Origin of the sequence: Rhizobium sp. BT-226, from assembly GCF_025847085.2 — a bacterium.
GTDB lineage: Bacteria > Pseudomonadota > Alphaproteobacteria > Rhizobiales > Rhizobiaceae > Rhizobium > Rhizobium sophorae.
In genome coordinates this window covers 1,757,971-1,783,223 of record NZ_JAOYTI010000002.1, presented here as the reverse complement: position 1 = coordinate 1,783,223, position 25,253 = coordinate 1,757,971, and the positions used below count along the sequence as shown (strand labels likewise).

Annotated in this window: 18 protein-coding genes; 4 read left to right on the top strand and 14 right to left on the bottom strand. The window is 61.2% G+C overall.

The features are described 5' to 3' along the window. Nucleotides 1–358 precede the first annotated feature (358 nt). Nucleotides 359–724, top strand: a complete 366-nt coding sequence (locus tag OIU37_RS19060) for a helix-turn-helix domain-containing protein (RefSeq protein WP_168312094.1) — start codon at nucleotides 359–361, stop codon at nucleotides 722–724. 159 nt (nucleotides 725–883) lie between these two features. On the opposite strand, the gene OIU37_RS19055 is transcribed toward OIU37_RS19060, so the two are convergent. From OIU37_RS19055 to OIU37_RS19025, 7 genes are all read right to left on the bottom strand, one after another. Next, on the bottom strand, nucleotides 884–1,084 hold the full coding sequence (locus tag OIU37_RS19055) for a hypothetical protein (RefSeq protein ID WP_003544370.1): 201 nt from the start codon (nucleotides 1,082–1,084) through the stop codon (nucleotides 884–886). A 323-nt stretch (nucleotides 1,085–1,407) separates the two neighbouring features. Next, the gene (gene dnaJ / locus OIU37_RS19050; RefSeq protein ID WP_168312095.1) at nucleotides 1,408–2,535 is read right to left on the bottom strand and encodes a molecular chaperone DnaJ; all 1,128 of its coding nucleotides are present in this window, start codon (nucleotides 2,533–2,535) and stop codon (nucleotides 1,408–1,410) included. Nucleotides 2,536–2,620: 85 nt separating this feature from the next. Further along, entirely contained in the window at nucleotides 2,621–4,537 is a 1,917-nt protein-coding gene (gene dnaK / locus OIU37_RS19045; RefSeq protein ID WP_129422290.1) for a molecular chaperone DnaK, read from the bottom strand. 384 nt (nucleotides 4,538–4,921) lie between these two features. Then, nucleotides 4,922–7,276 (bottom strand): transglycosylase domain-containing protein, encoded by a 2,355-nt coding sequence (locus tag OIU37_RS19040; protein ID WP_264258392.1) that lies wholly within the window; start codon nucleotides 7,274–7,276, stop codon nucleotides 4,922–4,924. A 210-nt stretch (nucleotides 7,277–7,486) separates the two neighbouring features. Further along, nucleotides 7,487–7,708, bottom strand: a complete 222-nt coding sequence (locus tag OIU37_RS19035; RefSeq protein ID WP_182209067.1) for a hypothetical protein — start codon at nucleotides 7,706–7,708, stop codon at nucleotides 7,487–7,489. Nucleotides 7,709–8,251: 543 nt separating this feature from the next. Further along, nucleotides 8,252–8,920 (bottom strand): SH3 domain-containing protein, encoded by a 669-nt coding sequence (locus OIU37_RS19030; RefSeq protein WP_171602053.1) that lies wholly within the window; start codon nucleotides 8,918–8,920, stop codon nucleotides 8,252–8,254. A 416-nt stretch (nucleotides 8,921–9,336) separates the two neighbouring features. Then, nucleotides 9,337–10,725, bottom strand: coding sequence for a dipeptidase (locus tag OIU37_RS19025; protein ID WP_264258391.1), 1,389 nt, complete (start codon nucleotides 10,723–10,725; stop codon nucleotides 9,337–9,339). A gap of 213 nt (nucleotides 10,726–10,938) precedes the next feature. On the opposite strand from OIU37_RS19025, the gene OIU37_RS19020 reads away from it, so the two are divergent. Then, nucleotides 10,939–13,323: an EAL domain-containing protein gene (locus tag OIU37_RS19020; protein ID WP_171602051.1), complete on the top strand. Its 2,385-nt coding sequence runs from the start codon at nucleotides 10,939–10,941 to the stop codon at nucleotides 13,321–13,323. A gap of 58 nt (nucleotides 13,324–13,381) precedes the next feature. On the opposite strand, the gene OIU37_RS19015 is transcribed toward OIU37_RS19020, so the two are convergent. Further along, nucleotides 13,382–13,798 (bottom strand): MarR family winged helix-turn-helix transcriptional regulator, encoded by a 417-nt coding sequence (locus OIU37_RS19015; RefSeq protein WP_003583451.1) that lies wholly within the window; start codon nucleotides 13,796–13,798, stop codon nucleotides 13,382–13,384. Nucleotides 13,799–14,223: 425 nt separating this feature from the next. On the opposite strand from OIU37_RS19015, the gene polA reads away from it, so the two are divergent. Both polA and OIU37_RS19005 read left to right on the top strand, forming a co-directional pair. Further along, a complete protein-coding gene (gene polA / locus OIU37_RS19010) occupies nucleotides 14,224–17,223 on the top strand; it encodes a DNA polymerase I (RefSeq protein WP_264258389.1) in 3,000 nt (999 codons plus the stop codon). Nucleotides 17,224–17,394: 171 nt separating this feature from the next. Further along, the gene (locus OIU37_RS19005) at nucleotides 17,395–19,740 is read left to right on the top strand and encodes a DNA translocase FtsK (protein WP_264258388.1); all 2,346 of its coding nucleotides are present in this window, start codon (nucleotides 17,395–17,397) and stop codon (nucleotides 19,738–19,740) included. A 34-nt stretch (nucleotides 19,741–19,774) separates the two neighbouring features. Here the strand turns inward: OIU37_RS19005 and OIU37_RS19000 are convergent, their stop codons facing one another. The 6 genes from OIU37_RS19000 to phnE (OIU37_RS18975) form a co-directional block, all read right to left on the bottom strand. Continuing rightward, nucleotides 19,775–20,278 carry a GrpB family protein gene (locus OIU37_RS19000; protein WP_264258386.1) on the bottom strand — a complete coding sequence of 168 codons (504 nt, stop codon included), beginning with the start codon at nucleotides 20,276–20,278 and terminating at the stop codon, nucleotides 19,775–19,777. Between the two features lie 17 nt (nucleotides 20,279–20,295). Next, nucleotides 20,296–20,892: a phosphonate metabolism protein/1,5-bisphosphokinase (PRPP-forming) PhnN gene (gene phnN, locus OIU37_RS18995; RefSeq protein WP_180694157.1), complete on the bottom strand. Its 597-nt coding sequence runs from the start codon at nucleotides 20,890–20,892 to the stop codon at nucleotides 20,296–20,298. Beyond that, the gene (locus OIU37_RS18990; RefSeq protein ID WP_264258384.1) at nucleotides 20,889–22,028 is read right to left on the bottom strand and encodes an alpha-D-ribose 1-methylphosphonate 5-triphosphate diphosphatase; all 1,140 of its coding nucleotides are present in this window, start codon (nucleotides 22,026–22,028) and stop codon (nucleotides 20,889–20,891) included. The genes phnN and OIU37_RS18990 overlap by 4 nt, the downstream gene beginning before the upstream one ends. Before the next feature lie 13 nt (nucleotides 22,029–22,041). Then, the gene (locus OIU37_RS18985; protein WP_171602045.1) at nucleotides 22,042–22,737 is read right to left on the bottom strand and encodes a DUF1045 domain-containing protein; all 696 of its coding nucleotides are present in this window, start codon (nucleotides 22,735–22,737) and stop codon (nucleotides 22,042–22,044) included. Between the two features lie 120 nt (nucleotides 22,738–22,857). Continuing rightward, nucleotides 22,858–24,210: a phosphonate ABC transporter, permease protein PhnE gene (gene phnE / locus OIU37_RS18980; RefSeq protein WP_264258382.1), complete on the bottom strand. Its 1,353-nt coding sequence runs from the start codon at nucleotides 24,208–24,210 to the stop codon at nucleotides 22,858–22,860. Next, nucleotides 24,210–25,190, bottom strand: a complete 981-nt coding sequence (phnE, locus tag OIU37_RS18975) for a phosphonate ABC transporter, permease protein PhnE (RefSeq protein WP_168317256.1) — start codon at nucleotides 25,188–25,190, stop codon at nucleotides 24,210–24,212. Before phnE (OIU37_RS18975) ends, phnE (OIU37_RS18980) begins: the two co-directional genes overlap by 1 nt. Between the last annotated feature and the right edge of the window lie 63 nt (nucleotides 25,191–25,253).

Below are 25,253 nucleotides of genomic sequence, written 5' to 3'. Positions count from 1 at the left end.
GTGACAGCTAAGCCCAAGCGGCGCTGATGGCAAGGCTGGCAGCTTTTTGGCCGCGGATCGTGTACCGCCGCTGCTGCCGAACGTCCGGACGCGGCGGCTGGCGCCACAGCCATGGACTTTCGAAATTCGGTTAAAAGTACAACCATCGGAGATGGCCTGACATCGCCAAACCGATCCCGCCGACAGTCATTGCCAATGTCTTCCAGCTCCGGATATTCAGGGTTTGCCGCCATCCTCTAAGGCTACTGACGTTACGTAAAGCCCAAAAAAAGTTGGTTGAATTTTGCAACTGTTGGGTTGAGTTATCCGATGCAAACGATATGGTAAACGGACCGTTTATGTATAAGAGAGTGATGAAGTGCCAGATCCGGTTGATATTATCGTCGGTCGCAACGTCAGACAGTTTCGCGCCCTTCGCCGTGTTTCCCAGCTCGAACTTGGCGAAGCACTCGGACTGACTTTCCAGCAGATCCAGAAATACGAGAAGGGGGCGAACCGCGTTTCCGCCAGCAAACTGCATCAGATCGCGGTTTTTCTCGACGTCGACATCTCCGCTCTCTTCGAGGGTGCCGGCATGTCGCCATTCGGCAGCCGTGTCGAACTCAGCCCCGACGCTTATGCGCTTGCGCTGAGCTACGACAAGCTGAACTCACCGGCAGGCAAGGAAGCGGTCAAGACCATCGTCACCCTCATGATGGGCGAAACGGCCGAAACCACCGCCTGATTCCACCGCAGCAATCACGGTTCCCACGGAAAGCACGACCTATTCAAGGTCTGGATGGCTTCCGGGACACCTGCGGGTGTGCAGCAATATTGGGGGATGACCTGCATCAGAACAAAGACCGGAAGCAGACCGCCTGATTGAGGTTTGATGCCGCGCGCTTCAGTGAATCTCGCATTCGTGCAGCGCCATCAGCAGATCGTCCTGCGTCTGGTGGCCGGCATGATAGAGGTCGATCGCGATGCTGGCGATGGAAAGGCCTTGCTGGCTGCGAAGCTTGATGTTGCGCTCGGCGCACCATGTGTAGATGGCGCCGGCGAGAACGTCGACGTCTTCGGACTGAGAGGAAAAGGCTGGCGCCATGGTCGATACCCTTGGGTTTGGTTGTCCCTCGCTAGAGCGCCGCGCTAAGGACGCTCTATCACTTTGATGTGGTGCATGACCCCGAAAATCGATTCCGATTCTCGGGGTCATGCACTGACGGCAGAGACTGAATTCATTTGGAAAACTTGCAAGCGGCATCATCTGGCTGCGTTAACGCAAGTCGTCGTCCCGTCCGCCGCCGTATCGATCCGGGACAGATTCGCCGGCGTGGACGGTGAATGTCGCAAATTGGGACTCGCGCAACAAAAAAGCCGGAGACGCCTCCGTCCCCGGCTTTTCGTAATGGGCATGTCGATCACAGCTCAGCCTTCGAAGAATTCCTTCATGCGGGCAAAGAAGCCCGTCGATTCGGGATTGTTCTCCTTGGAGGAAAGCTGCTCGAATTCCTGAAGCAGTTCCCGTTGGCGCTTGGTGAGCTTCTGCGGCGTCTCGATCTGGATCTGGATGTAGAGGTCGCCCGTCTGCACCGAACGCAGCACCGGCATGCCCTTGCCCTTGAGGCGGAACTGTTTGCCGACCTGGGTGCCCTCGGGCACGGTGACGCGCGACTTGGTGCCGTCGAGCGTCGCCACGTCGAAGGTTCCGCCGAGCGCGGCCGTCGTCATCGAGATCGGAACGGCGCAATAGAGATCGGCTCCGTCGCGCTGGTAGAATTCATGCGGTTTGACGGACAGGAAGATATAGAGGTCGCCTGCCGGTCCGCCGCGGGCGCCGGCCTCGCCTTCGCCCTGCAGCCGGATGCGGGTGCCGTCCTCGATGCCGGCGGGAATATTGACCGAGAGCGAACGCTCTTCCGTCACCCGACCCTGGCCATGGCACTTCGGGCAGGGATCGGGAATGATCTGGCCGCGGCCATGGCAGGTCGGGCAGGTCCGCTCGATCGAGAAGAAGCCCTGTGCCGCGCGCACGCGCCCCGTTCCCTGGCAGGTGCCACAGTTCTTCGGCTGCGTGCCGGGCTTGGCGCCCGAGCCCGAACAGACGTCGCAGGTGATCGACGTTGGAACCCGGATCTGCGCCGTCTTGCCGGAGAAAGACTCTTCCAGCGTTATTTCCATGTTGTAGCGAAGATCGGCGCCGCGCTCGCGGCCGCCTGACGAGCGCTGGCGCGCGCGCCCTCCACCCATCATCTCGCCGAAGATGTCCTCGAAAATGTCGGAGAAACCGCCGCCGGCAAATCCGCCAGCGCCGCCGCCCATGCCGCCATGCTCGAAGGCCGCATGACCATACCGGTCATAGGCCGCCCGCTTCTGCGGGTCCTTGAGCATCTCGTAGGCTTCGTTGATTTCCTTGAACTTCCGTTCGGCGTCCTTGTCATCCGGGTTCTTGTCCGGATGGTATTTCATCGCCAGTTTGCGAAAGGCGCTCTTCAGCTCTTTCTCGTCCGCCGACTTGGCTACACCCAGAGTTTCGTAAAAGTCCGCTTTTGCCATTAAGGATTAAACCCCGGAAATGGATTTCCGGCTGCCATGGTGAGCAGCCGGATCAGATGTTGAAGCATAACCACGCCGTCGCGGATTACGCGGACTTCTTGCGGTCGTCGTCCTTGATTTCCTCGTAGTCGGCATCGACGACATTGTCGCCGCCTTCCGCGGAGGCATCGCCAGCAGCGCCGCCTTCGGCCTGCTGTGCTTCATAGATCGCCTGGCCGAGCTTCATCGACACTTCCATCAAAGTCTGGGTCTTGGCCTTGATGTCGTCGGCATCGGGCTCGGATGCTTCCGACGCCGTCTTCAGTGCGGCGATCGCATCCGAGATCGCGGTGCGGTCGGCCTCGGAAACCTTGTCGCCATAATCCTTCAGCGACTTTTCCGTGGAATGGATCAGGCTTTCGGCCTGGTTCCGGGCTTCGACGGCCTCGCGGCGCTTCTTGTCCTCGGTGGCATGGGCTTCGGCATCCTTCACCATCTTCTCGATGTCGGCGTCGGAAAGACCGCCGGAAGCCTGGATACGGATCTGCTGTTCCTTGCCGGTGCCCTTGTCCTTGGCCGAAACCTGCACGATGCCGTTGGCGTCGATGTCGAAGGTGACTTCGATCTGCGGCATGCCGCGCGGCGACGGCGGCAGGCCGACGAGATCGAACTGGCCGAGCAGCTTGTTGTCGGCAGCCATTTCACGCTCGCCCTGCGAAACGCGGATGGTCACGGCCTGCTGGTTGTCTTCGGCAGTCGAAAACGTCTGGCTCTTCTTCGTCGGGATCGTCGTGTTGCGTTCGATCAGGCGGGTGAAGACACCGCCGAGCGTCTCGATGCCGAGCGACAGCGGGGTCACGTCGAGCAGCAGGACGTCCTTGACGTCGCCCTGCAGAACGCCGGCCTGGATGGCGGCACCAAGGGCCACCACTTCATCCGGGTTGACGCCCTTGTGCGGCTCCTTGCCGAACAGTTGCTTGACGACTTCCTGTACCTTCGGCATGCGGCTCATGCCGCCGACGAGAACAACTTCGTCGATTTCGGCAGCGGTGACACCGGCATCCTTGAGCGCTGCCTTGCATGGCGCGATCGTGCGCTGGACGAGATCGTCGACCAGGCTTTCGAGCTTGGCGCGGGTCAGCTTCAGCGTCAGATGCTTCGGACCGGATGCGTCGGCCGTGATGAACGGCAGGTTGATTTCGGTCTGCTGCGAAGAGGAAAGCTCGATCTTTGCCTTTTCCGCAGCTTCCTTGAGGCGCTGCAGGGCAAGCTTGTCGTTCTTCAGGTCGATGCCGTTGTCCCTCTTGAACTCAGCAACGAGATATTCGACAAGACGCATGTCGAAGTCTTCACCGCCGAGGAAGGTATCGCCGTTGGTGGATTTCACTTCGAAGACGCCGTCACCGATCTCGAGGATCGAAATATCGAAGGTGCCGCCGCCAAGGTCGTAGACGGCAATCGTCTTGCCTTCTTTCTTGTCGAGACCGTAAGCGAGCGCTGCCGCAGTCGGCTCGTTGATGATGCGCAGGACTTCAAGACCAGCGATGCGGCCGGCATCCTTGGTTGCCTGGCGCTGCGCGTCGTTGAAGTAGGCGGGAACGGTGATGACGGCCTTCTCGACCTTTTCGCCGAGATAGGATTCGGCGGTTTCCTTCATCTTCTGAAGGATCATCGCGGAAATCTGTGCGGGCGAGTAGCCCTTGCCATTGGCTTCGACCCAGGCGTCGCCATTGTCGCCCTTGACGATGGTGAAGGGAACGAGGTGCTTGTCCTTCTCGACGGTCGGATCTTCGTAGCGGCGGCCGATCAGGCGCTTGACTGCAAAGAGCGTATTCGTCGGGTTGGTGACTGCCTGGCGCTTGGCCGGCTGGCCGACGAGGCGTTCGCCATCATCGGAAAATGCCACCATGGAAGGGGTCGTACGCGCACCTTCCGCATTCTCGATAACCTTCGCGTCCTTGCCGTCCATGACTGCGACGCAGGAATTCGTCGTTCCAAGGTCGATACCAATTACTTTTGCCATGTCATTCTCTCCTTGAAGCAAGCTGTCGGAACCCCGAGAAGGCATTTCCCTGACAGCCCCTTACGGGATGGGTCTACTTAAGATTACGCAATCGTGATTGCGGTGATGCGGCGTATATAAGGAGCGGTTTTCTGGACTGCAAGGCGAGAAATGGCCCGGAATCCAGCAAAACGAATGTGTTGCATTCAATTTTTACAGTCGCCGGGAAAGAGGTCGCCCCATGTCCGGAATGCGGCCGATTTTTAGAGCATGTCGCGCAAAACTGCGCAGCCGTTTTGCGACAACGACATAGGTGAAACGAAGACCTGAAGCGCGAGGCGCGACTCCGAAAGATCGCGATGCGCTTTAGAGCATCGGGCTTGTGTTGGACATGCAGCAAAGATCTCACTGGCCCATGATCAGATCGAGCAGCGTCGTGCGCCGCGGCTGGACGGAAGAGGTTGTCTGCGCCCCTCCGACATCCCCAGGTGGCACCACGCCCTGATAGCCCGAACCGCCGCCTTCGGCAATGTCTGCGGGCGGAACCGGGCCATTGCCGGAGCTTGCCGCCTGCCGCCGGACAGGCGCTTGCGGATAACGATTTGCATTGTCGCTGCCGCCGAAGACGCCGGAAATGATGCCGCCGATCGTCGAAGGCGGCGCCTCGGCCGTCATCGGCTGCCCGCTGCCCAACTGCCCACCGCCCGTTTGTCCATTACCAGGGGCGGCCTCAGCCATCGGCTGACCATTGTTCGGATCGGCGATCAACTGGCCGTTGCCGAAGAGCGGTGCCGGCGAAAGACCCTTGTGGGCGGCGATCATGAATTCCTTCCAGGCCTTGGCGGGCAAGCCGCCGCCGGTCACCTTTTTCATCGGCTTGCCGTCGTCATTGCCGAACCAGACCCCGGTGGTCAGGTTGCTGGTGAAGCCGACGAAGAGCGCGTCGCGCGAATTCTGCGTCGTGCCGGTCTTTCCCGCCGCCTGCCAGCCGGGGATCTTGGCGCTCTTGCCGGTGCCGTTGTCGATGACGCCCATCATCATCGCATCCATCTGGGCGGCGATCTGCTCCGAGAGAACACGAGGCGGGCTGTCATAGGTATTTTCGTAGAGAACCTTGCCCTCGGCCGTCGTCACCCGGCGGATGACGTGCGGCGTCGCCTTGTAGCCGCCGTTCATGAAGGCGGCATAGGAGGCGGTGAGTTCCATCAGCGACACCTCGGACGTGCCGAGCGCGATCGAAGCGTTCGGCTGCAGCTCGCTTTCGATGCCGAGCCGGTGGGCAAGCTTGATCACCTGATCCGGCCCGTCATACATCACCAGCTGGGCGGCCACTGTGTTCAGCGACTTGGCAAGCGCGGTCGCCAGCGTCACTTCGCCATTGTATTTTTTCTCGTAATTTTCGGGCGTCCAGTCGCCGATCCGGATCGGCGCGTCGTTGAACACCGAATAGGGCGTCAGCCCCTTCTCGAGTGCTGCAGCATAGACGAAGGGCTTGAACGAGGAACCAGGCTGGCGTTTGGCCTTGACGGCGCGGTTGAACTGGCTCGTCGCATAGTCCCGGCCGCCGACGAGCGCCCGGATCGCGCCGGTGCCGTCGATCGAGACGAGGGCCGCCTGCGAGGCGTCGAGCTTGCCGCCCTCCTTGTCGAGTACGTCGACCAACGATTGCTCGGCCTTCTTTTCCAGCGACTTGTCGATGGTCGTATCGACGATGACGTCTTCCTTGACGTCGCCGATCAGCCCCGGCAGCTCGTCCATCACCATGTCGGCGACATAGTGCCCGGCGCCGGACCAGTAGCTCTTGGCCGAAGCCGGGGTCTGCGACATCGCCGTCTTGACCTCGGAATCGGTGATGAAGCCCTGTTCCCGCATCGCCGCGAGCACGAGCTGGGCGCGCGCATTCGCAGCTTCCGCATCGCGGGCCGGCGAAAGCCGCGACGGCGCCTTGAGCAGGCCGGCCAGCACCGCGGCCTCGCCGAGGTTCACGTCACGCGCCGATTTGTTGAAGTAGCGGCGTGAGGCTGCCTCGACGCCATAGGCGTTCGATCCGAAGAACACCCGGTTGAGATACATGGCAAGGATCTGGTCCTTGGTGTATTTCTGCTCCAGCCAGAGCGACAGCAGCACCTCCTGCACCTTGCGTTCCAGCGTTCTCTCGGGGGAGAGGAAGAGGTTCTTGGCAAGCTGCTGCGTCAGCGTCGAGCCACCCTGGACCATGTGGCCAGCCGTGAGATTGGTCACGATCGCCCGGCCGAGGCCGAGCGGATCGACGCCGAAATGCGAATAGAAACGCCGATCCTCGATGGCGATGACGGCTTCCGGAATATAGGGCGACATGTTTTCGAGCGACAGCGCCTCGCCGCCGGTGGCGCCGCGATTGGCGATGACGCTGCCGTCGACGGCGGTGATCTTGACGTTCGGCGGTCGCTCCGGGATCGCCCATGTGCTGGCGCTCGGCATGCGCGACCCATAATAGACCACAAGCCCGGCAACGCCGATGCCGGCCCAGATGAAAAGCACGACGCACCAGTAGACCATGCGGCGCATAAAGCCGAAAAACCCGCCGCCTTCACGCTCCCGCGGCTCGCGCCGCCGCCGGGGGGCGGCGCGCTGCTGCGGGGGTTTCGAGCCACCGCGGCGCGGAGATCGGCCTCCGGCGATGCGATCGTCGGCATCGAGCGAGAATTCGTCATCGTCGCATGCCGGGCGGCCGCTGAAGGACGGTTCTATTCTGTTGCCTGATCTGCCTCTACCTGCCATCGCGGACCGGTCACACCCCATGTTCGATCGCGAAGCCAACTTCGCATAACGGTGCCCTTCTCCAGCGCCGCGCGTCTTTCAGACGCGCAAAGGACGCTGGAGCACTTTGAGTGCCGCCGTGATCATCCGACTGAACTGTAAATGCGGCGATTTAACGGGGTGTTAATAATGGAAAGCAAAGCAGATCGCGCCGGGCGACAGCACTGGCCTTCAGAACTGGCGGGCCTCGTAATCGTCGAGCGTTTCCGGGTCCTGCTTATATTCCCACTCGCCCAGATGAAAGCGCCGCCAGATCTGGCCGGAAGGGTTGAGGTGCGCCCCATCGGTAAGGCGTACAGGGAGGATCGGATTGTGTTTGTGCCAAACGGTAACATCTATGGCGGCTGCCCGAGGGGCGAAAAGCCCGAGGAAAGCCAGGTAGTCTTGCGTCATCAGGGTCCAGCCTCGAACGGATTAAGATCAATCCGCAACTTCACAAAACTGCAATAAACAATCCCGCAAGACAAGAGCCTCGCGATGGCGCCTCACATCAAATTGTCGGGACCGCATTCGTGGATCGATGCTTCCCCTGCGGCTCCGGTCCTGCTCTCGCCGGCTAAGCGGCACGCCTCATGAACGAAGACCTGAAATGCCTGACGTGAATCACGCGCGATACGACGAATTTTACAGCGCCGCGCGTCTTTTCGAGAAGCGCAAAATAAGGCTGTAACACATTGAATCGCTGCATCGTTTTTCCTCAAATCGATTCTGCTTCAAGGAATTATGCAGCAGGCGGAACCAATAGGCTTCGCGATTGTTTATGAAGAAGCGGGACAGCCCCTCACGTCCCGCGAATGATCGGCCGTCTCCCCTCAACGCGTGCCGATCGACATCAGGCCCGGTGCATCCCTCCCAAGGGAGCGCCGGGCTTTTTCTTGGGTGTTTTCCCTTGGCTTCAAGCCTCTGAAGAGGACGGCGCTACGTCCCCTTTCCGTTTCATTCGTCGCAGGAGGGATCACCGGGGCGGCAATCAAAATTCCTGCGGTCCGGCCTGCGATCATCGCCTCTCCGGTCGTCCCTCTGCCGTTCACCTCTTTGCCGATCGTCCCTTTGCCGATCGTCCCTTTGATTGTCGTCGCGCCAGTTACGATCGCGGTCGCGCCCATCTCGGTCGCCATCCCGCTCGCGCCAGTTACGGTCGCGATCCCGGTTATCCCGATCGCGGTCGCGATCCCGATTGTCGCGGTCGCGGTAGTAATAATCCGGGCCGCGGCTCCAGCGGTCACGGTCGCGATAGAAATCACGGTTGCGGTAATAGCGGTCCCAATAATTGTCGACGCTGAAGCGAATCATCGGAATGCCGAGCGGACGGTAATATTGCGGGCCGACATAGACGCGGCGCTGCTGGTAGAGGGCCTGGACATACTGGCCGGAAACCCAGCCGCGGCCCCCGTAGAATTCGACGTCGCACCAATTGACGTCGGAAAGGCATCCGCGGATCTCGACGGAAGAACCGGCCGGGATGACCGCGACGGCAGGATATCGGGTGCTCGGACCGGCACGCATATTGACGTTCGCCGTCGAGTAGCCCTCGGCAGCCTGCGTTATGGCGGGAACCAGCATAAGCATGCCGGCGGCCGCGATTTTAACAAAGAGATTTTTCACGCTTCTCAGTCCTTGTTGGCACGTTTTTCAGGCGGCGCTTGGCCGCGTTTCCTTGGCATATGCCATTGAAACAAAGGTAGAGCGATCGCCCAGCTGTGTCAGGGCGTTATCATTCGTCTTATCTTTCAATGGCTTATATGTCGCTCGCGATGAACGCAGCTTGAACGGCGAAATGTCTGACAGCCCCTTGGAGCCGCAAGTGGTGTTTCCAGTTCTGTTAACGGTTCGTTAACCTTTCGGCGGCAATCTCGTTGCAATACCCGCTTGCTCCTTGACCACGGATGAACTGGCACTGAGGTGAGCGGATGACGAAAGGCCGGGTCGAACCGGCCTTTTTGTTCTTGCGATTTTGCTAGAGCGCCGCGCGTCCTTTCGATGCGATAGGCACGCCGGCATGCAAGGCGAGCCACGTCCGTTCAGGCAGCGAGCGCCTGAAGAATCCGCACCCAGGAGCGGATGCCCTTGTGGTAGGAGACGAGCTCGTATTTCTCGTTCGGCGAGTGGATGCGATCGTCGCTGAGGCCGAAGCCGACGAGCAACGATTCCATGCCGAGCTTCTTCTGGAAATCTCCGACGATCGGGATCGACCCACCCATGCCGATGACGATGGCGGGTTTCGGCCACTCGTCGGAAAGCGCGTTCTTCGCCTTGGTGAGAACAGGCGAATCATAGGAAAGATGAATCGCCGGCGAGCCGCCATGCGGATGGAACTCGACCGAGCAATCAGCGGGAATCTTCGCACTGATATAGCTGCGGAAGGCCTCGCGAATGGCGGCCGGATCCTGCGTTCCGACGAGTCGGAACGAAACCTTCGCCGAAGCCTTGGCGGCGATCACCGTCTTGAAGCCTTCGCCGGTATATCCGCCCCAGATGCCGTTGATTTCTGCAGTCGGCCGCGCCCAGGTCAGCTCCAGCACCGAACGGCCCTTTTCGCCGGACGGAATGGAAAGGCCGACCTCGCCGAGGAATCTTTCCGCGGTCTTCCCCAGCGTTTCCCAGGACGTCTTGATGTTGTCGGGCGTTTCCTCGACGCCGTCGTAGAATCCGTCGAGCGTAATGCGGCCCGTCTCGTCATGCAGGCCGGCAAGAGCCTCGACGAGAATATGAATCGGATTTGCTGCCGCACCCCCGAAAAGACCGGAATGCAGGTCGCGGTCGGCGGCGGTAACGACCACCTCCTCGCCGACAAGGCCGCGCAGCGCTGCGGCGATCGCCGGCGTGTCGCGGTCCCACATGCCGGTATCGCAGACCAGCGCATAATCGGCCTTGAGTTCGGCGGCATTGGCTTCGAGGAAGGGCTTCAGGGATGGCGAGCCGGATTCCTCCTCGCCCTCGAAGAGAATGGTGATGCGGCAGGGAAGCGCGCCGTTGATCTCCTTATAGGCGCGGCAAGCCTCGACGAAGGTCATCAACTGGCCCTTGTCGTCGGAGGTGCCGCGGCCGGTCAGGATCTTGCGGCCCTCGCCGACATCCTTGATCGATGGTTCGAACGGGTCGTTTTCCCAGAGCTCGATCGGATCGACCGGCTGAACGTCGTAATGGCCGTAGAAGAGAACATGCGGCGCATCGGCGGAAGCGCCGGCATGGTGGGCGACCACCATCGGATGGCCGGGCGTGTCTCGGACCGAGGCTGTAAAGCCGAGCCCTTCAAGATAGGCGACGAGCCATTCTGCGGCCTTTCGGCATTCGGCTTTAAAGGCGGGATCGGTGGAAATCGACTGGATGCGCAGAAGTTCGAACAGCTTGTCGAGGCTCGAGGGAAGATTTTGGTCCGCGCGCGCAAGCACCTGATTGATATCGGTCATTTTCGACTCCTTTTGAAATTCGGCCGGACGATAGACCAAACCAGAAAGGCAGGCGAGGCGGAAAAACAAAAAATCGGCGGCGCCAGAGGCCGGCGAGGCAAAGATCAATATCGGGAAGATTTGCTGGATAATATAGAAGAGAATTCTAATTCAATTTACAGTTATTTAGCATAACCTAAATAGCTTGATCGAATTCAGCTGTGGGAGGGGCAGATGTTTTCGGTCATTGCATGTATTAGGGACGATCACGACTGGCGATTGGTGCTTGTGGCGGCCGCGGTCTGCCTGGTCGGCGCGATGGCGGCGATGCTGCCGCTGTCCCGCGCTCAGGAATGCGATGCCGGGCGGCGCAAGCTCTGGATCGGCGCCTCGGCTTTCGCTTTCGGCACCGGCGTATGGGCAACGCACTTCATCGCGATGCTGGCCTATGACGGCGGCATGCCGATCGGCTACCAGCTTGGCCTGACGGCGCTCTCCTTCCTCCTGTCGGTTGTCGTTTCGTGGGCAGCGATTGTCGTCGCTTCGCAAAACCGCGGCAGGTTTTCACACCTCCGCGGCGGCGTGCTGATGGCGCTCGGCATCGCCTCCATGCACCTGACCGGGATGCAGGCGATCGAAACCCAGGCGGCAATCCTTTATGATCCCGTCATGACGCTGAGCGCGGTTCTTGCGGGAGCGCTGTTGTCGAGCGCCGCCTTTCACGCCTTTTTCCAATTGAAGGGACTGCGGCGGCTCCTCGCCTCGTCAATCACCTTCGTTCTCGCGATCTGCGCTCTCCATTTCATCTCGATGGCCAGCATCACGCTCGTGCCGGATCCCGGCAAGCAAGTTCCGGCAACGGTGCTCGACGCCAGCCTGCTTGCTGCGATCGTCGTGGTGGCGGCGACGGCGCTCATTCTGATTGCGCTCGCGGTGGTCTTTATCGAAAGCCACCTGACGGATCTGAGAGGGCTCGCGAATGCCTCGCAGGAAGGGCTGCTGATTCTGCGCGAAGGCCGGATTATCGATGCCAATGAACGCTTCCAGGGGCTTTCCGGCTGGAAGCTTGCCGATCTTGCCGGCAAGGCGCCATCGGCTGTTTTGACCGCTGTTCAGGGCACAGGGCAGGGCAAGCCTGGTGAGACGCTGCTCAATACCAGAAACGGCAGGGAGATCGCCGTCGAAGTGACGGCGAGCAGGATCGTTTATCGCGGGCACAATTGCGAGGTGCTGGCGGTGCGTGATCTCACCGAGCGCAGGCAGGCCGAGGAGATGATCGAACATCTCGCCCACCATGATGTGCTCACCGATCTGCCGAACAGGTCGCTGTTCGATACCCGCATCCGGCAGGCACTGCAGATGGCCGAACGAAAGAACAGCGAGGTTGCCCTCTTTTATCTCGACCTCGATCGCTTCAAGGCCGTCAACGATATTTTTGGTCATGCCGAAGGCGACCGCATTCTCGGCAAGGTCGCCTCGATCCTGCGCCGCGTGGCCGATGAAAGCGATACGATCGCCCGCCTCGGCGGCGATGAATTCGCCATCATCCAGCCCGCCGGGCAACAGCCGGCGGCGGCGCGAAAACTTGCGGCTGATATCCTCGACGAGTTCGCCGCCGAGATGGACACCGCGCGCGATCCGACTGCCGTCGGGGTGAGCGTCGGCATTGCACTCTATCCCGCCGATGGGGCTACCGCCGAAGAACTCTGCAACAATGCCGATACCGCGCTCTACCGGGTCAAGCATGACGGGCGCGGCAAGGTCTGTTTCTTCGATGCGGAAATGGACAAGGCGGCACGCAACCGCCGCCAGATCGAAAGCGAACTGCGCCATGCGATCACCCGCAACCAGATCCATGTCGACTATCAGCCAATACTCGATGCGCTGAGCGGCGAGATCGGCGGTTACGAGGCCTTGATGCGCTGGAACCGGCCAGGTCACGGCTTGACCGAGCCCGATATCTTCATCCCGATCGCCGAGGAAAGCGGTTCGATTGTCCAGCTCGGCGAATGGGTGTTGCAGCAGGCCTGCAGGGAGGCCGTGCGCTGGCCGCTGCCGTTGAGGATCGCCGTCAATCTTTCGCCGGTGCAATTCATGCTGCCGAACCTCTGTGAGCGGATCGAGGCGACCCTCACTGAGACCGGGCTTGCGCCCGGCCGGCTGGAGCTTGAGATCACCGAGACGGCCCTCATTCGCGATCGCGACCGGGTGATGATGACGCTGCTGCGGCTGCACAAGCTCGGCGTGCACATCGTCATGGATGATTTCGGCACCGGTTTCTCCTCGCTTTCCAACCTACGGTCATTCCCTTTCGACAAGATCAAGGTCGATCGCAGTTTCACCGGCGTGCTGGAACACGATGCGGCGGCGCGCTCGATCGTGCGCGCCATTATCGGCCTTGGTCACAGCCTCGGCATGCCTGTCGTGACGGAAGGCGTGGAAACCGAGATGCAGCGCCGGATCGTCGTCGAGGAAGGCTGCGCGCAAGTGCAGGGCCTTTTGCTCGGCAAGCCGGATGTCGAGCCGAGCGTCAAGCTTGCCGCCCATGAAAACGTCCTGACCGCGCAGATCGAAACCGGGATGTCCTCACTACGACACGCACTCCATGCTGGCGAGTGATCTTACAGCGCCGCGCGTCTTTTCAGACGTCGATTCCGATTTAAGGAATATGCAGTAGTCAGAGCGCCTTGGCGTTTTCCAGAAGCCGGCGGATATATTCGAGCGTCAACTCGCGCTCGAAGACCCTGAAGCCTTTGAACAGCGCAAGGTCGGCCTCGCGCGCCGTCTCGATCGCCTCGGCCTCCATGGCGCGGGCCTTCGGCGTCAGGAAGAGCAGTTGCGCTCGCTTGTCGGAGGGATGCGGCCGGCGTTCGATCAGCCCGTCGCGGACCATGCGCGAAAGCGTATTGGCCATGGTCGCCTGTTCGATATCGACCCGCTCGAGAAGCTGTTTCTGGGTCAGTCCGTCCTCGGCCCAGAGTTCCAGCAGAATGGGGAACTGGCCCGGAGAAAAACCGAGCCCGACCGCGCGCTGGTGCAGCGAGCGGGCAAAACCCTTTGCCAGCTGGCTGGCAAGGTAGGCTCCCGAATCCATGCGGTTAAATCCCATGATTGCAAGTTAGGCTCAAAACCATGCCGGAGACAATGCAGCAAATCGCATACGATGCTCCTAAACATGCAAGCCGTGATGATAATTTCGAGTGCCTGGTAAAACAAAAGTCGCCATGGCCTGGAGGTTGGCCATGGCGACTTTAAAGTGGGGACAAAGGCCCGGAGAGGGGGATAAGGCCTTTGTCCAAGCCTGACGCGGCGGGGGACAAGCCGGTAATCAGACCCGCGACGCAATCAAGCGCCGGTGACATCGATTTGTGTCCGCAAATGTGGTTTTTCAAGGGTCACGCCACGTTACAAATCGGTAACAGTTTGGTGAGCAGGAATCCCGAACGGCCGATTGCCATAATCCCTGGGTGCGAGAACTTTGTATGGACCTCGTCTCATGCCCGCGCTATCCATGCACGCATGAAAAAAGGCGATCACCTCTTCCTAGTCGATGGTTCCGGATTCATCTTCCGGGCGTTTCATGCATTGCCGCCGCTGACCCGCAAGACCGACGGCCTGCCGATCGGCGCCGTGTCCGGTTTCTGCAACATGCTGTGGAAGCTCTTGAGAGATGCGCGCAATACCGATGTCGGCGTGACGCCGACGCATCTTGCCGTCATCTTCGATTATTCCGCCAAGACGTTTCGCAAGGATCTCTACGACGCCTATAAGGCGAACCGCTCCGCGCCGCCGGAAGAGCTCATCCCGCAATTCGGCCTTATAAGAGAGGCGACCCGCGCCTTCAATCTGCCCTGCATCGAGACCGAAGGCTTCGAGGCCGACGACATCATCGCCACCTATGCCCGCCAGGCCGAAGCGACCGGCGCCGATGTCACCATCGTCTCCTCCGACAAGGATCTGATGCAGCTCGTCAGCCCCAATGTCCATATGTATGACAGCATGAAGGACAAGCAGATCGGCATTCCCGATGTCATCGAGAAATGGGGCGTGCCGCCGGAAAAGATGATCGATCTGCAGGCGATGACCGGCGATTCGGTCGACAATGTTCCCGGCATTCCCGGCATCGGCCCGAAAACCGCCGCCCAACTTCTCGAGGAATATGGCGATCTCGATACGCTGCTCGAACGCGCCACCGAGATCAAGCAGGTCAAGCGCCGCGAGACGATCCTCGCCAATATCGACATGGCCAGGCTCTCGCGAGATCTTGTGCGGCTGCGCACAGATGTGCCGCTCGATCTCGATCTCGACGGACTGGTGCTGGAACCGCAGAACGGCCCGAAGCTGATCGGCTTCTTGAAGACGATGGAATTCACCACGCTGACGCGCCGCGTCGCCGAAGCTTGCGATTGCGATGCCGGCGCCATCGAACCGGCGATCGTCCGCATCGAATGGGGTGAGACGGCCCGCGGCCCGGATCTCGATGCGGCCGAGCCCGAGCCCGTTGCCGGCGGCATCCCCGAGGTCTCGGGCGAATCCGTGCCGGTGCCGTCGCGTGCCAAGGCGAAGAGCGCCGTCGAAGGCGCCTTTTCGCCCGCCGATCTTGCCAGGGCGCGAGCCGAGGCCTTTGCGACGCTGCCCTTCGATCATTCGGCCTATGTCACGATCCGCGATCTGGCGACGCTCGACCGCTGGATCGCCGATGCGCGCGCCACCGGCCTCGTTGCTTTCGATACTGAGACCACGTCGTTGGATGCGATGCAGGCCGAACTGGTCGGCTTTTCGCTGGCGATCGCCGACAACACGGCCGATCCCACCGGCACGAAGATCCGCGCCGCCTATGTGCCGCTTGTCCACAAGAACGGCGTCGGCGATCTGCTCGGCGGCGGCCTTGCCGACAACCAGATTCCGATGGGCGATGCCCTGCCGCGGCTGAAGGCATTGCTGGAGGACGAATCGGTTCTCAAGGTCGCCCAGAACCTGAAATACGACTACCTGCTGTTGAAGCGCTACGGCATCGAGACGAGGAGTTTTGATGACACGATGCTGATCTCCTACGTGCTCGACGCCGGCACCGGCGCGCATGGCATGGACCCGCTCTCGGAAAAATTCCTCGGCCATACCCCGATCCCCTACAAGGACGTGGCCGGCAGCGGCAAGGCGAACGTCACCTTCGATTTGGTCGATATCGACCGCGCCACCCACTATGCCGCTGAAGATGCCGACGTGACGCTGCGCCTCTGGCTGGTGCTGAAGCCGCGGCTGGCGGCGGCGGGGCTGACCAGCGTCTACGAACGGCTGGAGCGGCCGCTGTTGCCGGTGCTGGCGCGCATGGAAGCGCGCGGCATCACCGTCGACCGGCAGATCCTGTCGCGGCTCTCCGGCGAGCTGGCCCAGGGTGCAGCAAGGCTGGAGGACGAGATCTACGTGCTGGCCGGCGAACGTTTCAACATCGGCTCGCCGAAGCAGCTGGGCGATATTCTGTTCGGCAAGATGGGCCTTGCCGGCGGCAACAAGACGAAAACGGGGCAATGGTCGACCTCTGCCCAGGTGCTCGAGGATCTGGCCGTTGCCGGTTTCGAATTGCCGCGCAAGATCGTCGACTGGCGCCAGGTCACCAAGCTGAAATCCACCTATACCGACGCGCTTCCGGGTTACGTTCACCCCGAGACAAAGCGGGTCCACACCTCCTATTCGCTGGCATCGACCACCACGGGGCGCCTGTCCTCGTCCGAGCCGAACCTGCAGAACATTCCGGTGCGCACCGCCGAAGGCCGCAAAATCCGCACCGCCTTCATCTCGACGCCTGGGCACAAGCTGATCTCCGCCGACTACAGTCAGATCGAACTGCGCGTGCTTGCCCATGTGGCCGAGATCCCGCAGCTGACCAAGGCTTTCGAAGATGGCGTCGACATCCACGCCATGACGGCGTCGGAAATGTTCGGCGTGCCGGTGGAAGGCATGCCGGGCGAGGTGCGCCGCCGCGCCAAGGCAATCAATTTCGGCATCATCTACGGTATCTCGGCCTTCGGGCTCGCCAATCAGCTTTCGATCGAGCGTTCGGAAGCCGGCGACTACATCAAGAAGTATTTCGAGCGCTTCCCCGGCATCCGCGATTATATGGAAAGCCGAAAGGCCATGGCGCGCGACAAGGGTTATGTCGAAACGATCTTCGGTCGCCGCATCAACTATCCCGAAATCCGCTCTTCCAATCCCTCCGTGCGCGCCTTCAACGAGCGTGCGGCGATCAACGCGCCGATCCAGGGTTCGGCTGCCGACGTCATCCGCCGGGCGATGATCAAGATAGAGCCGGCGCTTGTTGAAGTCGGCCTTGCCGACCGCGTCCGCATGCTGCTGCAGGTGCACGACGAACTCATCTTCGAGGTCGAGGACGAGGATGTCGAAAAGGCGATGCCGGTCATCGTCTCGGTCATGGAAAACGCCACCATGCCGGCGCTGGAAATGCGCGTGCCGCTGAGGGTCGATGCCCGCGCCGCCACCAATTGGGACGAGGCGCACTAACGACTTCCCCAAAAATCGCAAAGATTTTTCTCGCCGCCAAAACTCATTGAAAATGCAACGATTTATCTCCCGGAGTCGTATCGGAACGATACGGCAGGAAGGAACTTATTAACCTTCCTTTTCTATCCCGGTAGGGTCGTAATTTGCAAAGCATGAGTGAGTAGCGGACGCATGCGTTTTCCCAGAACCAATTTGACGGATGCCGGAGATTTTTCCAGCGAGATTGAAACGGACCTTCCGGAGGAAAACCCAGGGGAGAAGCCGGCGGCACCCATCTGGCAGAGCAACTTTTCCCTCGCGCCGAATGTCCGTTTCACCCGCACGCCGGAAACGCTGATCAGCAGGCGGCGCGCGCCGAATGAGCCGGTTCGCGATGATTCGCAGATTGGACAGCAGGCGATACGGATAGAGCCGGTTGCCGTCGATGTGCCGTTCGATATCTATCTGCCAGGGCCGGACGAGATTTCCGTAGCACCGCACAGGGTCGAACTGCAGCAGTCACCTTTGCTTGACGAGCCCGGCGTGCCGGCTTTCCGCGCCAACGCCGAGCTTTCTTCCATTTCGGATTTCGCCTTCTGGGAAGTCATGGCCTTCGAAGAGGCTGAGCCGGTTCGCGCGCCGCCGTTGATATCCTACCCGAAGACCGAGACCTCGCCCGAATCGATCACGTCGCTGTTCCGGATCATGGAGTGGCGCCCCGGCCGGCCGGCCGCCGCTCCCGTCGTCTCCCGCCCGGCCCCGCAGCCCGCCGCAGCCTCCGCGAAGATTGCCGTGCGCCCTGCGGCGGCAATATCCCTCGAAAAGCCCAGGCGCATTCCTGTCGAGGTACCTGTCGTGCCCGCACCTCAGGCGGCGCCAATCTCTCAGCTCGCGGCAGCTCCTCACATTGCATCAGCACCTCAGGCCGCGCCGGTGCCGCAGCGTACGCCGCCCGTTGCCGCGGTCCTGCCGTCGCCGCGCCTGGCCGTGAGGCCCGAAAGGATCGACGCATCCGGCTATGAATTCCCGCCACGTGCCCTGCTGCAGGAACCGCCGGAACGCCTCGGTGAGATCATGTCGCAGGAGACACTGGAGCAGAATGCCGGGCTTCTGGAAAGCGTGCTGGAAGATTTCGGCATCAAGGGCGAGATCATCCATGTCCGTCCAGGCCCCGTCGTCACCCTCTATGAATTCGAGCCGGCGCCGGGCGTGAAATCGTCGCGCGTCATCGGCCTTGCCGACGATATCGCCCGCTCGATGTCGGCGCTCTCGGCCCGCGTTGCCGTGGTCCCCGGCCGCAACGTCATCGGCATCGAATTGCCGAATGTCACGCGTGAAACCGTTTATTTCCGCGAGATGATCGAGAGCCAGGATTTCGAGAAGAGCGGCTACAAGCTGGCGCTCGGCCTCGGCAAGACCATCGGCGGCGAGCCTGTCATTGCCGAACTCGCCAAGATGCCGCATCTGCTCGTCGCCGGCACCACCGGCTCCGGCAAGTCGGTCGCGATCAACACGATGATCCTGTCGCTGCTCTACCGCATGACGCCGGAGCAGTGCCGCCTGATCATGGTCGACCCGAAGATGCTCGAACTGTCCGTCTATGACGGCATTCCGCATCTGCTGACGCCCGTCGTCACCGATCCGAAGAAGGCGGTCATGGCGCTGAAATGGGCCGTGCGCGAAATGGAAGAGCGCTATCGCAAAATGTCGCGCCTCGGCGTGCGCAATATCGACGGTTACAACGACCGCGTGGCCCAGGCCCGCGACAAGGGCGAGACCATCCATGTCATGGTCCAGGTCGGCTTCGACAAGGGCACCGGCACTCCGATCGAGGAAAGCCAGGCGCTGGACCTGACGCCGATGCCTTATATCGTCGTCATCGTCGACGAGATGGCCGACCTGATGATGGTCGCCGGCAAGGACATCGAAGGTGCGATCCAACGCCTCGCCCAGATGGCGCGCGCCGCCGGCATCCATCTGATCATGGCGACACAGCGTCCGTCCGTCGACGTCATCACCGGCACGATCAAGGCAAACTTCCCGACCCGCATCTCCTTCCAGGTGACCTCGAAGATCGACAGCCGCACCATTCTCGGCGAACAGGGCGCCGAACAACTGCTCGGTCAGGGCGATATGCTGCACATGCAGGGGGGCGGGCGGATTTCCCGCGTCCACGGTCCCTTCGTCTCGGATGTCGAGGTCGAAAAGGTCGTCGCCCATCTGAAGACGCAAGGGCGCCCCGAATATCTCGACACCGTCACCGCCGACGAGGAGGAAGAGACGGAAGAGGAAGAAGCCGGCGCCGTCTTCGACAAGAGCGCCATGGCCTCCGAGGATGGCAACGAGCTTTACGAGCAGGCTGTCAAGGTCGTCATGCGCGACAAGAAGTGCTCGACCTCCTACATCCAGCGCCGCCTCGGCATCGGCTACAACCGCGCCGCCTCATTGGTGGAACGCATGGAAAAAGAAGGCCTCGTCGGCCCGGCCAATCACGTCGGCAAGCGCGAGATCGTATCGGGACGGGGCGACGGCGAGTAATCGCCGCCGGCCAGGGCGTCTGACGGATTCTTTTTTACATCATCGAGGCAGCCAGCCGAACCGTCTCGCTGACAAACTCGGTCTTTCCGCCGGTATAAAAATCCCAATCGCCGTCTGCCTCCGCAGCCAGCCGGCGTTTCAGATCGGCATAGGCCTTGGCCCTCTCGGGGTGATCCCTGAGATAGTCGCGAAACAGAATGCGGTCCCGATGCGCGCGATTATTGGGCCCGCAAAGATAGAGCCTGAACCCATAACCGTGATGATCGCGGGTGAAGGCCCATCGTTGCTCTCCTGTGTCGCCGTGGAAGACGAAGTCGGCAGCGCGCACGATCTCGATCGCCGCAGGCAGGAAGGCGTCTGATATCATCACGGCAGCAAGGTCGATCTTCGGCTTGGCCGGCAGGCCGGGCACTGATGTGCTGCCGATATGATCGATGGAAAGCAGGCGGTCACCGAGCAAGGCGGAGACCTCGGTGCTGATCTCGGCAAACAGCCGCGGCCAGGAAGGATCATAGTCGACCACCTTGATGGGGCGCATGCCCTTCCTCTATCTGTTCAGGGTGTCTTGGCCAGCAACCCGTCCAAGATCCCGATCATCTTCTGCTCGGCCTCTTCGAGTGAGCCGCTATTGTCGAGCTCGGTCACGTCGTATTCGCCGCGCACCGTCAGCGGTCCGCGGGCAAGCCGGGCCATGATATCTTCATGCGTCTCGCGGCCGCGCGCTTCCAGCCGGCCGGCGAGCACTTCGGGGCGGGCGGTGACGTTGATGACCTTCAGCCGCGGGAAGGCGGCCTGAAAACGGTGGAGCGCCGAGCGCGAGCCGTTGGCGACGACCACATGGCCTCGCGACAGCGCTACCGAAACCTCGGCCGGAATGCCGTATTTCAGGCCGTGCGCTTCCCACCAGACGGCGAAGGAGCCTGACTGCTCCATGGAGGCAAAACCTTCGAGGGAGACGGAAAGATGGTCTTCGCCGCCGGCGTCACGGTGACGGGTGATGACGCGGCGGACGAAATGCACATTGTCGCGGCCCTTGAAACGCCGGGCCGCGAGGTTCATCAGCGTGTCCTTACCGGCACCGCTCGGTCCGACGACGACGACCATGATGCCGCGCTCGGCTCCGGCTCCGGGGTGGGGTTCGTGCGGCATCATGCGACACGGCGTCCCTGGCGCCAGACGGAGCGCGTCACCGGCACGCCGTGCGAACGATGGACGCGGACAAGATCGGCGCGCAGCCCCGCCGCGATCCGGCCGCGGTCATCGAGGCTGACGGTACGGGCGGGCGTCGACGTCACCATGGCGATCGCCTTCGGCAGTGTAATGCTTTCGACTTCATCGGCGAGGATGAACGGGGCGTGCAGGAGGCTGAGCGGCACGTAGTCGGAGGAAAGCACGTCGAGCACGCCCATCTCGACAAGGTCGCGGGCGGCGATGTTGCCGGAATGGGATTTACCGCGCACGATGTTCGGCGCACCCATCAGCACGCTCATGCCGTGCTCGTGCGAGGCCCGGGCGGCGTCGAAGCTGGTCGGGAACTCGGCCAGGCGCACCCCGTTGTCGATCGCCTCGTCGACATGGGAGAGCGTCGCATCGTCATGGCTTGCCACGGTGATGCCGCGCTCGGCGCAGACGTTGGCGATGGCATTGCGGTGCGGCGTCGAATTGCGCGCCGATTCTGCTTGGCGCTTGGCGACGAAACGGGCGAAGGCCTCGTCGCTCAGGCCGCGCTTCTTCTGGTAGTAGAAAATATATTGATCCATCGTCTGGAACTGACGCTGGCCGGGCGCATGATCCATCAGCGAGACGAGCCGCACATGCCGGTCGTTTTCGAAATCGGCGAAATGTTCGAGCACATTGTCGGCCGAGACCTCGCAGCGCAGGTGGATGAGGTGCTCGGCGCGCAGCCTGCCTTCCGTCTCCGCCGACTGGATGGCATCGGCCATCTCGCGCATCTCGCCATGTTCGAAGCCGCCGTCTTCGTCCGCCCCCATGCGCAGGCAGTCGAACACCGTGGTGATGCCTGAGGTGACGATCTGAGCGTCATGCGCCTGAACCGCGGCGGTCTTGTTCCAGCGAATGCCGGGGCGCGGCTGGTAATGGCCTTCGAGATGGTCGGTGTGCAGCTCGACAAGGCCTGGAATGATGTAGTCGCCTTCAAAATCTTCGCCGGCTACCGAGTTACCCTCGGAGATGTCGGCGATCTTCCCGTCGCGGATGAGGATCGAGCCCGAGAGGATGTCATCCTCGAGCACGATTCGGGCGTTGGAAAACACGGTCTCTTTGCTCATGGCGTCAGGTCTTTCAGCTTTTGGCGCCGGCAAGCGGCAGCCAGGAATGAACTTTGAACGGGGCGCCGCGTGTCTCCTCGATGAAGACGGCAAGGCTGGAAATCGAAAGCGGCCGGCCAGTGAAATCGGCAAAACGCTCGGTCAGGATCGCTTTCATCACCGCGGCGCGCGCCTCGGGCACTTGTCCGCTCAGCGTCATGTGGAAGCCGAAATCCTCCATGACGTAAGGATAACCCCAGCGCTGCAGATTGGCGCGCTCGCTGTCGCTGAGCTTCTCCGGGTTGCGCCGCGCCATATCGGCCTCGGAAAGCGCGGCACGGAACGGTTCGAAGGACCTTACCACCTTCGCGGCGAAATCCTGAAGAGGTTGATGAAGAGAAGAGGGAATGAGGGCAAAAAAACGGCCGAGTTGGCCGAGCACCAGCTCTGGGATCTCGAAGGCGGGCGTGCGCGAGGCAAACTCCTCGGCAACGGTCAGAAGATCCTTCTCAGTGACCGAAGCGGCGAGCGAAAACGGCGCCTTGATCGTGGCGTGAAAGCCGTAGCGGCGGGGGTCGGCGGTCAGCTCGAACTGTTCTGCAGCACCCAGCTGCTGATGTTCCGGTGCAGGATAAGTCTCGCCGGTGAAAGCATTGCGGCCGAGCCAGAGCGAGGCCGCGCCGGTCAGGGGATCATCCTTCGGCGGCGAGAAATAGAGAGCGTAGCGCAAGGCTTTTATCCTGGAGATCGTCCAAACGGGGGAGCGCACTGTGCAGTGATTTGGCGGCGAACCGCAAGCAGGCTCCCGGCTAAAAGATTTCCGTGACAGAATGATGATGGCGTCAGTTCCTCAGTGGCCCTTTTTTCCCATCACGCGCGAACGCAGCGCATTCGAGAGATTGTCGAAGGCGAAGACTACCAGGAGTATTAGAAGCACCATATAGGCGACTTTGTCCCAGTCCGAATTGGTCTTCATGGATTCGAGCAGCTTGAGGCCAATGCCGCCCGCACCGACGGCACCGATTACGGTCGCCGAGCGGGTATTCGATTCCCAGAAATAAAGTGATTGCGAGATGAATACTGGCAGGACTTGTGGAATAACGCCGAAACGTTGAACGGCCACCGGTGCCGCACCGACCGATCTCACGCCCTCACGCTGCTTGTCGTCGATGTTCTCAAGCGCTTCGGCATAGACCTTTCCGAGCGCGCCCGTATCGGTAAAGAAGATCGCCGCGATGCCCGGAAGCGGCCCTGGGCCGAAGGCACGGGTGAAGAACAACGCCCAGATCAGCATGTCGATCGAGCGCAGGAAGTCGAAGAGCCGCTTCGTGGCCCAGTTCGCAGCGCGGCTCCGCGTGATGTTGCGCGCGGCGATGAAGGCGAGCGGGAAAGCGACCAGAGTGCCGAAGAGCGTACCGACAAAGGCCATGACCAGCGTCTGCATCAACTTCGACAGGATGTCGCCATGCTGCCAGCTTGCATTGTTCAGGAAGTTGTCCCACGCCAGCGAGGCATTGGACTGGTTCGGATCGAGCCGTTCACCGGAGAACATCAGGCCGACGACTTCAGGCAGGTTCCGGCCCCAGAAGGGCGACTGCGTATCGAAGAAGAAGTTCGCCCAGCCGAGAAAGCGGCGCTGGACATAGACCTGGCTGGTACGGATTTCCGCCTGTCCAGCGAAGCCGTAATAGACGTTCACCTTGTTGTCGTCCTGCTCCATCTGGGCGGGCGCATCGGACGGCAGGGAGGCGCGATCGCGGGTGATGGTCACGGGATAGAGCTTGCCGCCGATATAGACGTCCACGCGGCTGGGGCTCACTTCCAGGCGATCGCCGTCGCTGCCGAAGGTGACAGTGTATCTGCTCCCATCGGCACTGGGCTTCAGCCAGTAGATGTCGGCGCCTTCAGGATACTGGCGACGGCTTGTCCATTGTGGGACGACCTGATCATTCTGGAAACGCAAACGCGGCTGGGCACGCCAGGAATACCAGTCCTGAACATAGATCGCTGCGCGATCCCAGTTGCCGTTTACGAAAGTCGGAATGACGTTGAAGAAGGCGAAGCAGCAGGCAAGGTAAACGAAGACCGCAGCTGAAATGAGGAGCAGACCCCAGCGCTGCATGAAGCTGCGATGGAAGACGTCCGGATAGGCGGACAGCAGGCGGTTGCGCTCGGCGGCGTTGATGGTCGGAACAGAGGACATCACGCCGCTCCCCGGCCGAATTCGAAGGACTGTTTGCCGATCAGCCGGCGGCGCAGCCAGGCCGAGAACTGGTCGACGCAAATGACGGTGATCAGCAGCAGGATGATGATCGCATAGGTCTTGGCGGCATGGTCGCGGCCGATCGACAGGCTGAATACCTCGCCTATGCCGCCGCCGCCGACGGCGCCGATGATGGTCGAGGCGCGCACGTTGATCTCAGTCCGCAGCAGCGTGTAGGAGACGAAGTTCGGAAGCACCTGCGGCAGGATGGCGAAGCGCACGCGCTCCAGCCAGCCGGCGCCGGCGGCGCGCAGGCCTTCATCCGGCTTCATGTCGGCATTCTCGACGACTTCGAAGAACAGCTTCCCAAGCGCGCCGACAGTATGGACCCATACCGCGATGATCGCCGAAATCGGACCGATCGACAGGATCGCGGCGAGAAGACCGGCGATGACGATTTCCGGGAAGGCGCGCATGATTTCCATGATGCGCCGCACGACCCAGCGCGTCACGCCTGCACCGACCAGATTGGTGGAAGCGAAAAAGCAGAGCAAGAACGCGCCGCTCGCACCGAGAATGGTGGAGACGATGGCGATGTTGAGCGTGATCGCGAGCTGGTAGAAGAAATTCGGGATGTAGAAACTATCGGTGATCCAGACGCGGTCGCTTGTATAGTCGTATTTGATCGAACCGTCGGAGAAGGGCGACGGCAGGTCGAACATGGCGCGGAAGATCTCCAGCGGACTGTCCGGCACGAAGCTCTTCATGAAGTCGAAGAAATAGGGAAGGCGCTCGAAGAACTTGCCCGAATTGGCGCTGTTGGCGAAATCGAGCGAGGCGCCGAGGATGATCAGGAAGACCACGATTGAAACGACGGTATAGATCCGCCGCGTTCGAACCTGGCTCTGATAATGATCGAGGATGGTGCGGGAGCTCTCCTGCAATCCGCTCAGAGAGTCCGCGCCGGCCGAGTGCGCCATATGTGGCTTCCTTCCTGAAAAACGGCGGCATCATCATGATGCCGCCGCGAGATTGTTCAGACT

Excerpts from the sequence above, each read along its gene's own strand:
- OIU37_RS19055 (WP_003544370.1), bottom strand. The coding sequence starts at position 1,084 with ATGGCGCCAGCCTTTTCCTCTCAGTCCGAAGACGTCGACGTTCTCGCC.
- OIU37_RS19015 (WP_003583451.1), bottom strand. The coding sequence starts at position 13,798 with ATGGATTCGGGAGCCTACCTTGCCAGCCAGCTGGCAAAGGGTTTTGCC.
- phnN (WP_180694157.1), bottom strand. The coding sequence starts at position 20,892 with ATGATGCCGCACGAACCCCACCCCGGAGCCGGAGCCGAGCGCGGCATC.
- OIU37_RS19035 (WP_182209067.1), bottom strand. The coding sequence starts at position 7,708 with ATGACGCAAGACTACCTGGCTTTCCTCGGGCTTTTCGCCCCTCGGGCA.
- OIU37_RS19020 (WP_171602051.1), top strand. The coding sequence starts at position 10,939 with ATGTTTTCGGTCATTGCATGTATTAGGGACGATCACGACTGGCGATTG.
- OIU37_RS19025 (WP_264258391.1), bottom strand. The coding sequence starts at position 10,725 with ATGACCGATATCAATCAGGTGCTTGCGCGCGCGGACCAAAATCTTCCC.
- OIU37_RS19000 (WP_264258386.1), bottom strand. The coding sequence starts at position 20,278 with ATGCGCCCCATCAAGGTGGTCGACTATGATCCTTCCTGGCCGCGGCTG.
- OIU37_RS18990 (WP_264258384.1), bottom strand. The coding sequence starts at position 22,028 with ATGAGCAAAGAGACCGTGTTTTCCAACGCCCGAATCGTGCTCGAGGAT.
- OIU37_RS19005 (WP_264258388.1), top strand. The coding sequence starts at position 17,395 with ATGCGTTTTCCCAGAACCAATTTGACGGATGCCGGAGATTTTTCCAGC.
- dnaK (WP_129422290.1), bottom strand. The coding sequence starts at position 4,537 with ATGGCAAAAGTAATTGGTATCGACCTTGGAACGACGAATTCCTGCGTC.
- OIU37_RS19040 (WP_264258392.1), bottom strand. The coding sequence starts at position 7,276 with ATGGCAGGTAGAGGCAGATCAGGCAACAGAATAGAACCGTCCTTCAGC.
- dnaJ (WP_168312095.1), bottom strand. The coding sequence starts at position 2,535 with ATGGCAAAAGCGGACTTTTACGAAACTCTGGGTGTAGCCAAGTCGGCG.
- polA (WP_264258389.1), top strand. The coding sequence starts at position 14,224 with ATGAAAAAAGGCGATCACCTCTTCCTAGTCGATGGTTCCGGATTCATC.
- phnE (WP_168317256.1), bottom strand. The coding sequence starts at position 25,190 with ATGGCGCACTCGGCCGGCGCGGACTCTCTGAGCGGATTGCAGGAGAGC.
- phnE (WP_264258382.1), bottom strand. The coding sequence starts at position 24,210 with ATGTCCTCTGTTCCGACCATCAACGCCGCCGAGCGCAACCGCCTGCTG.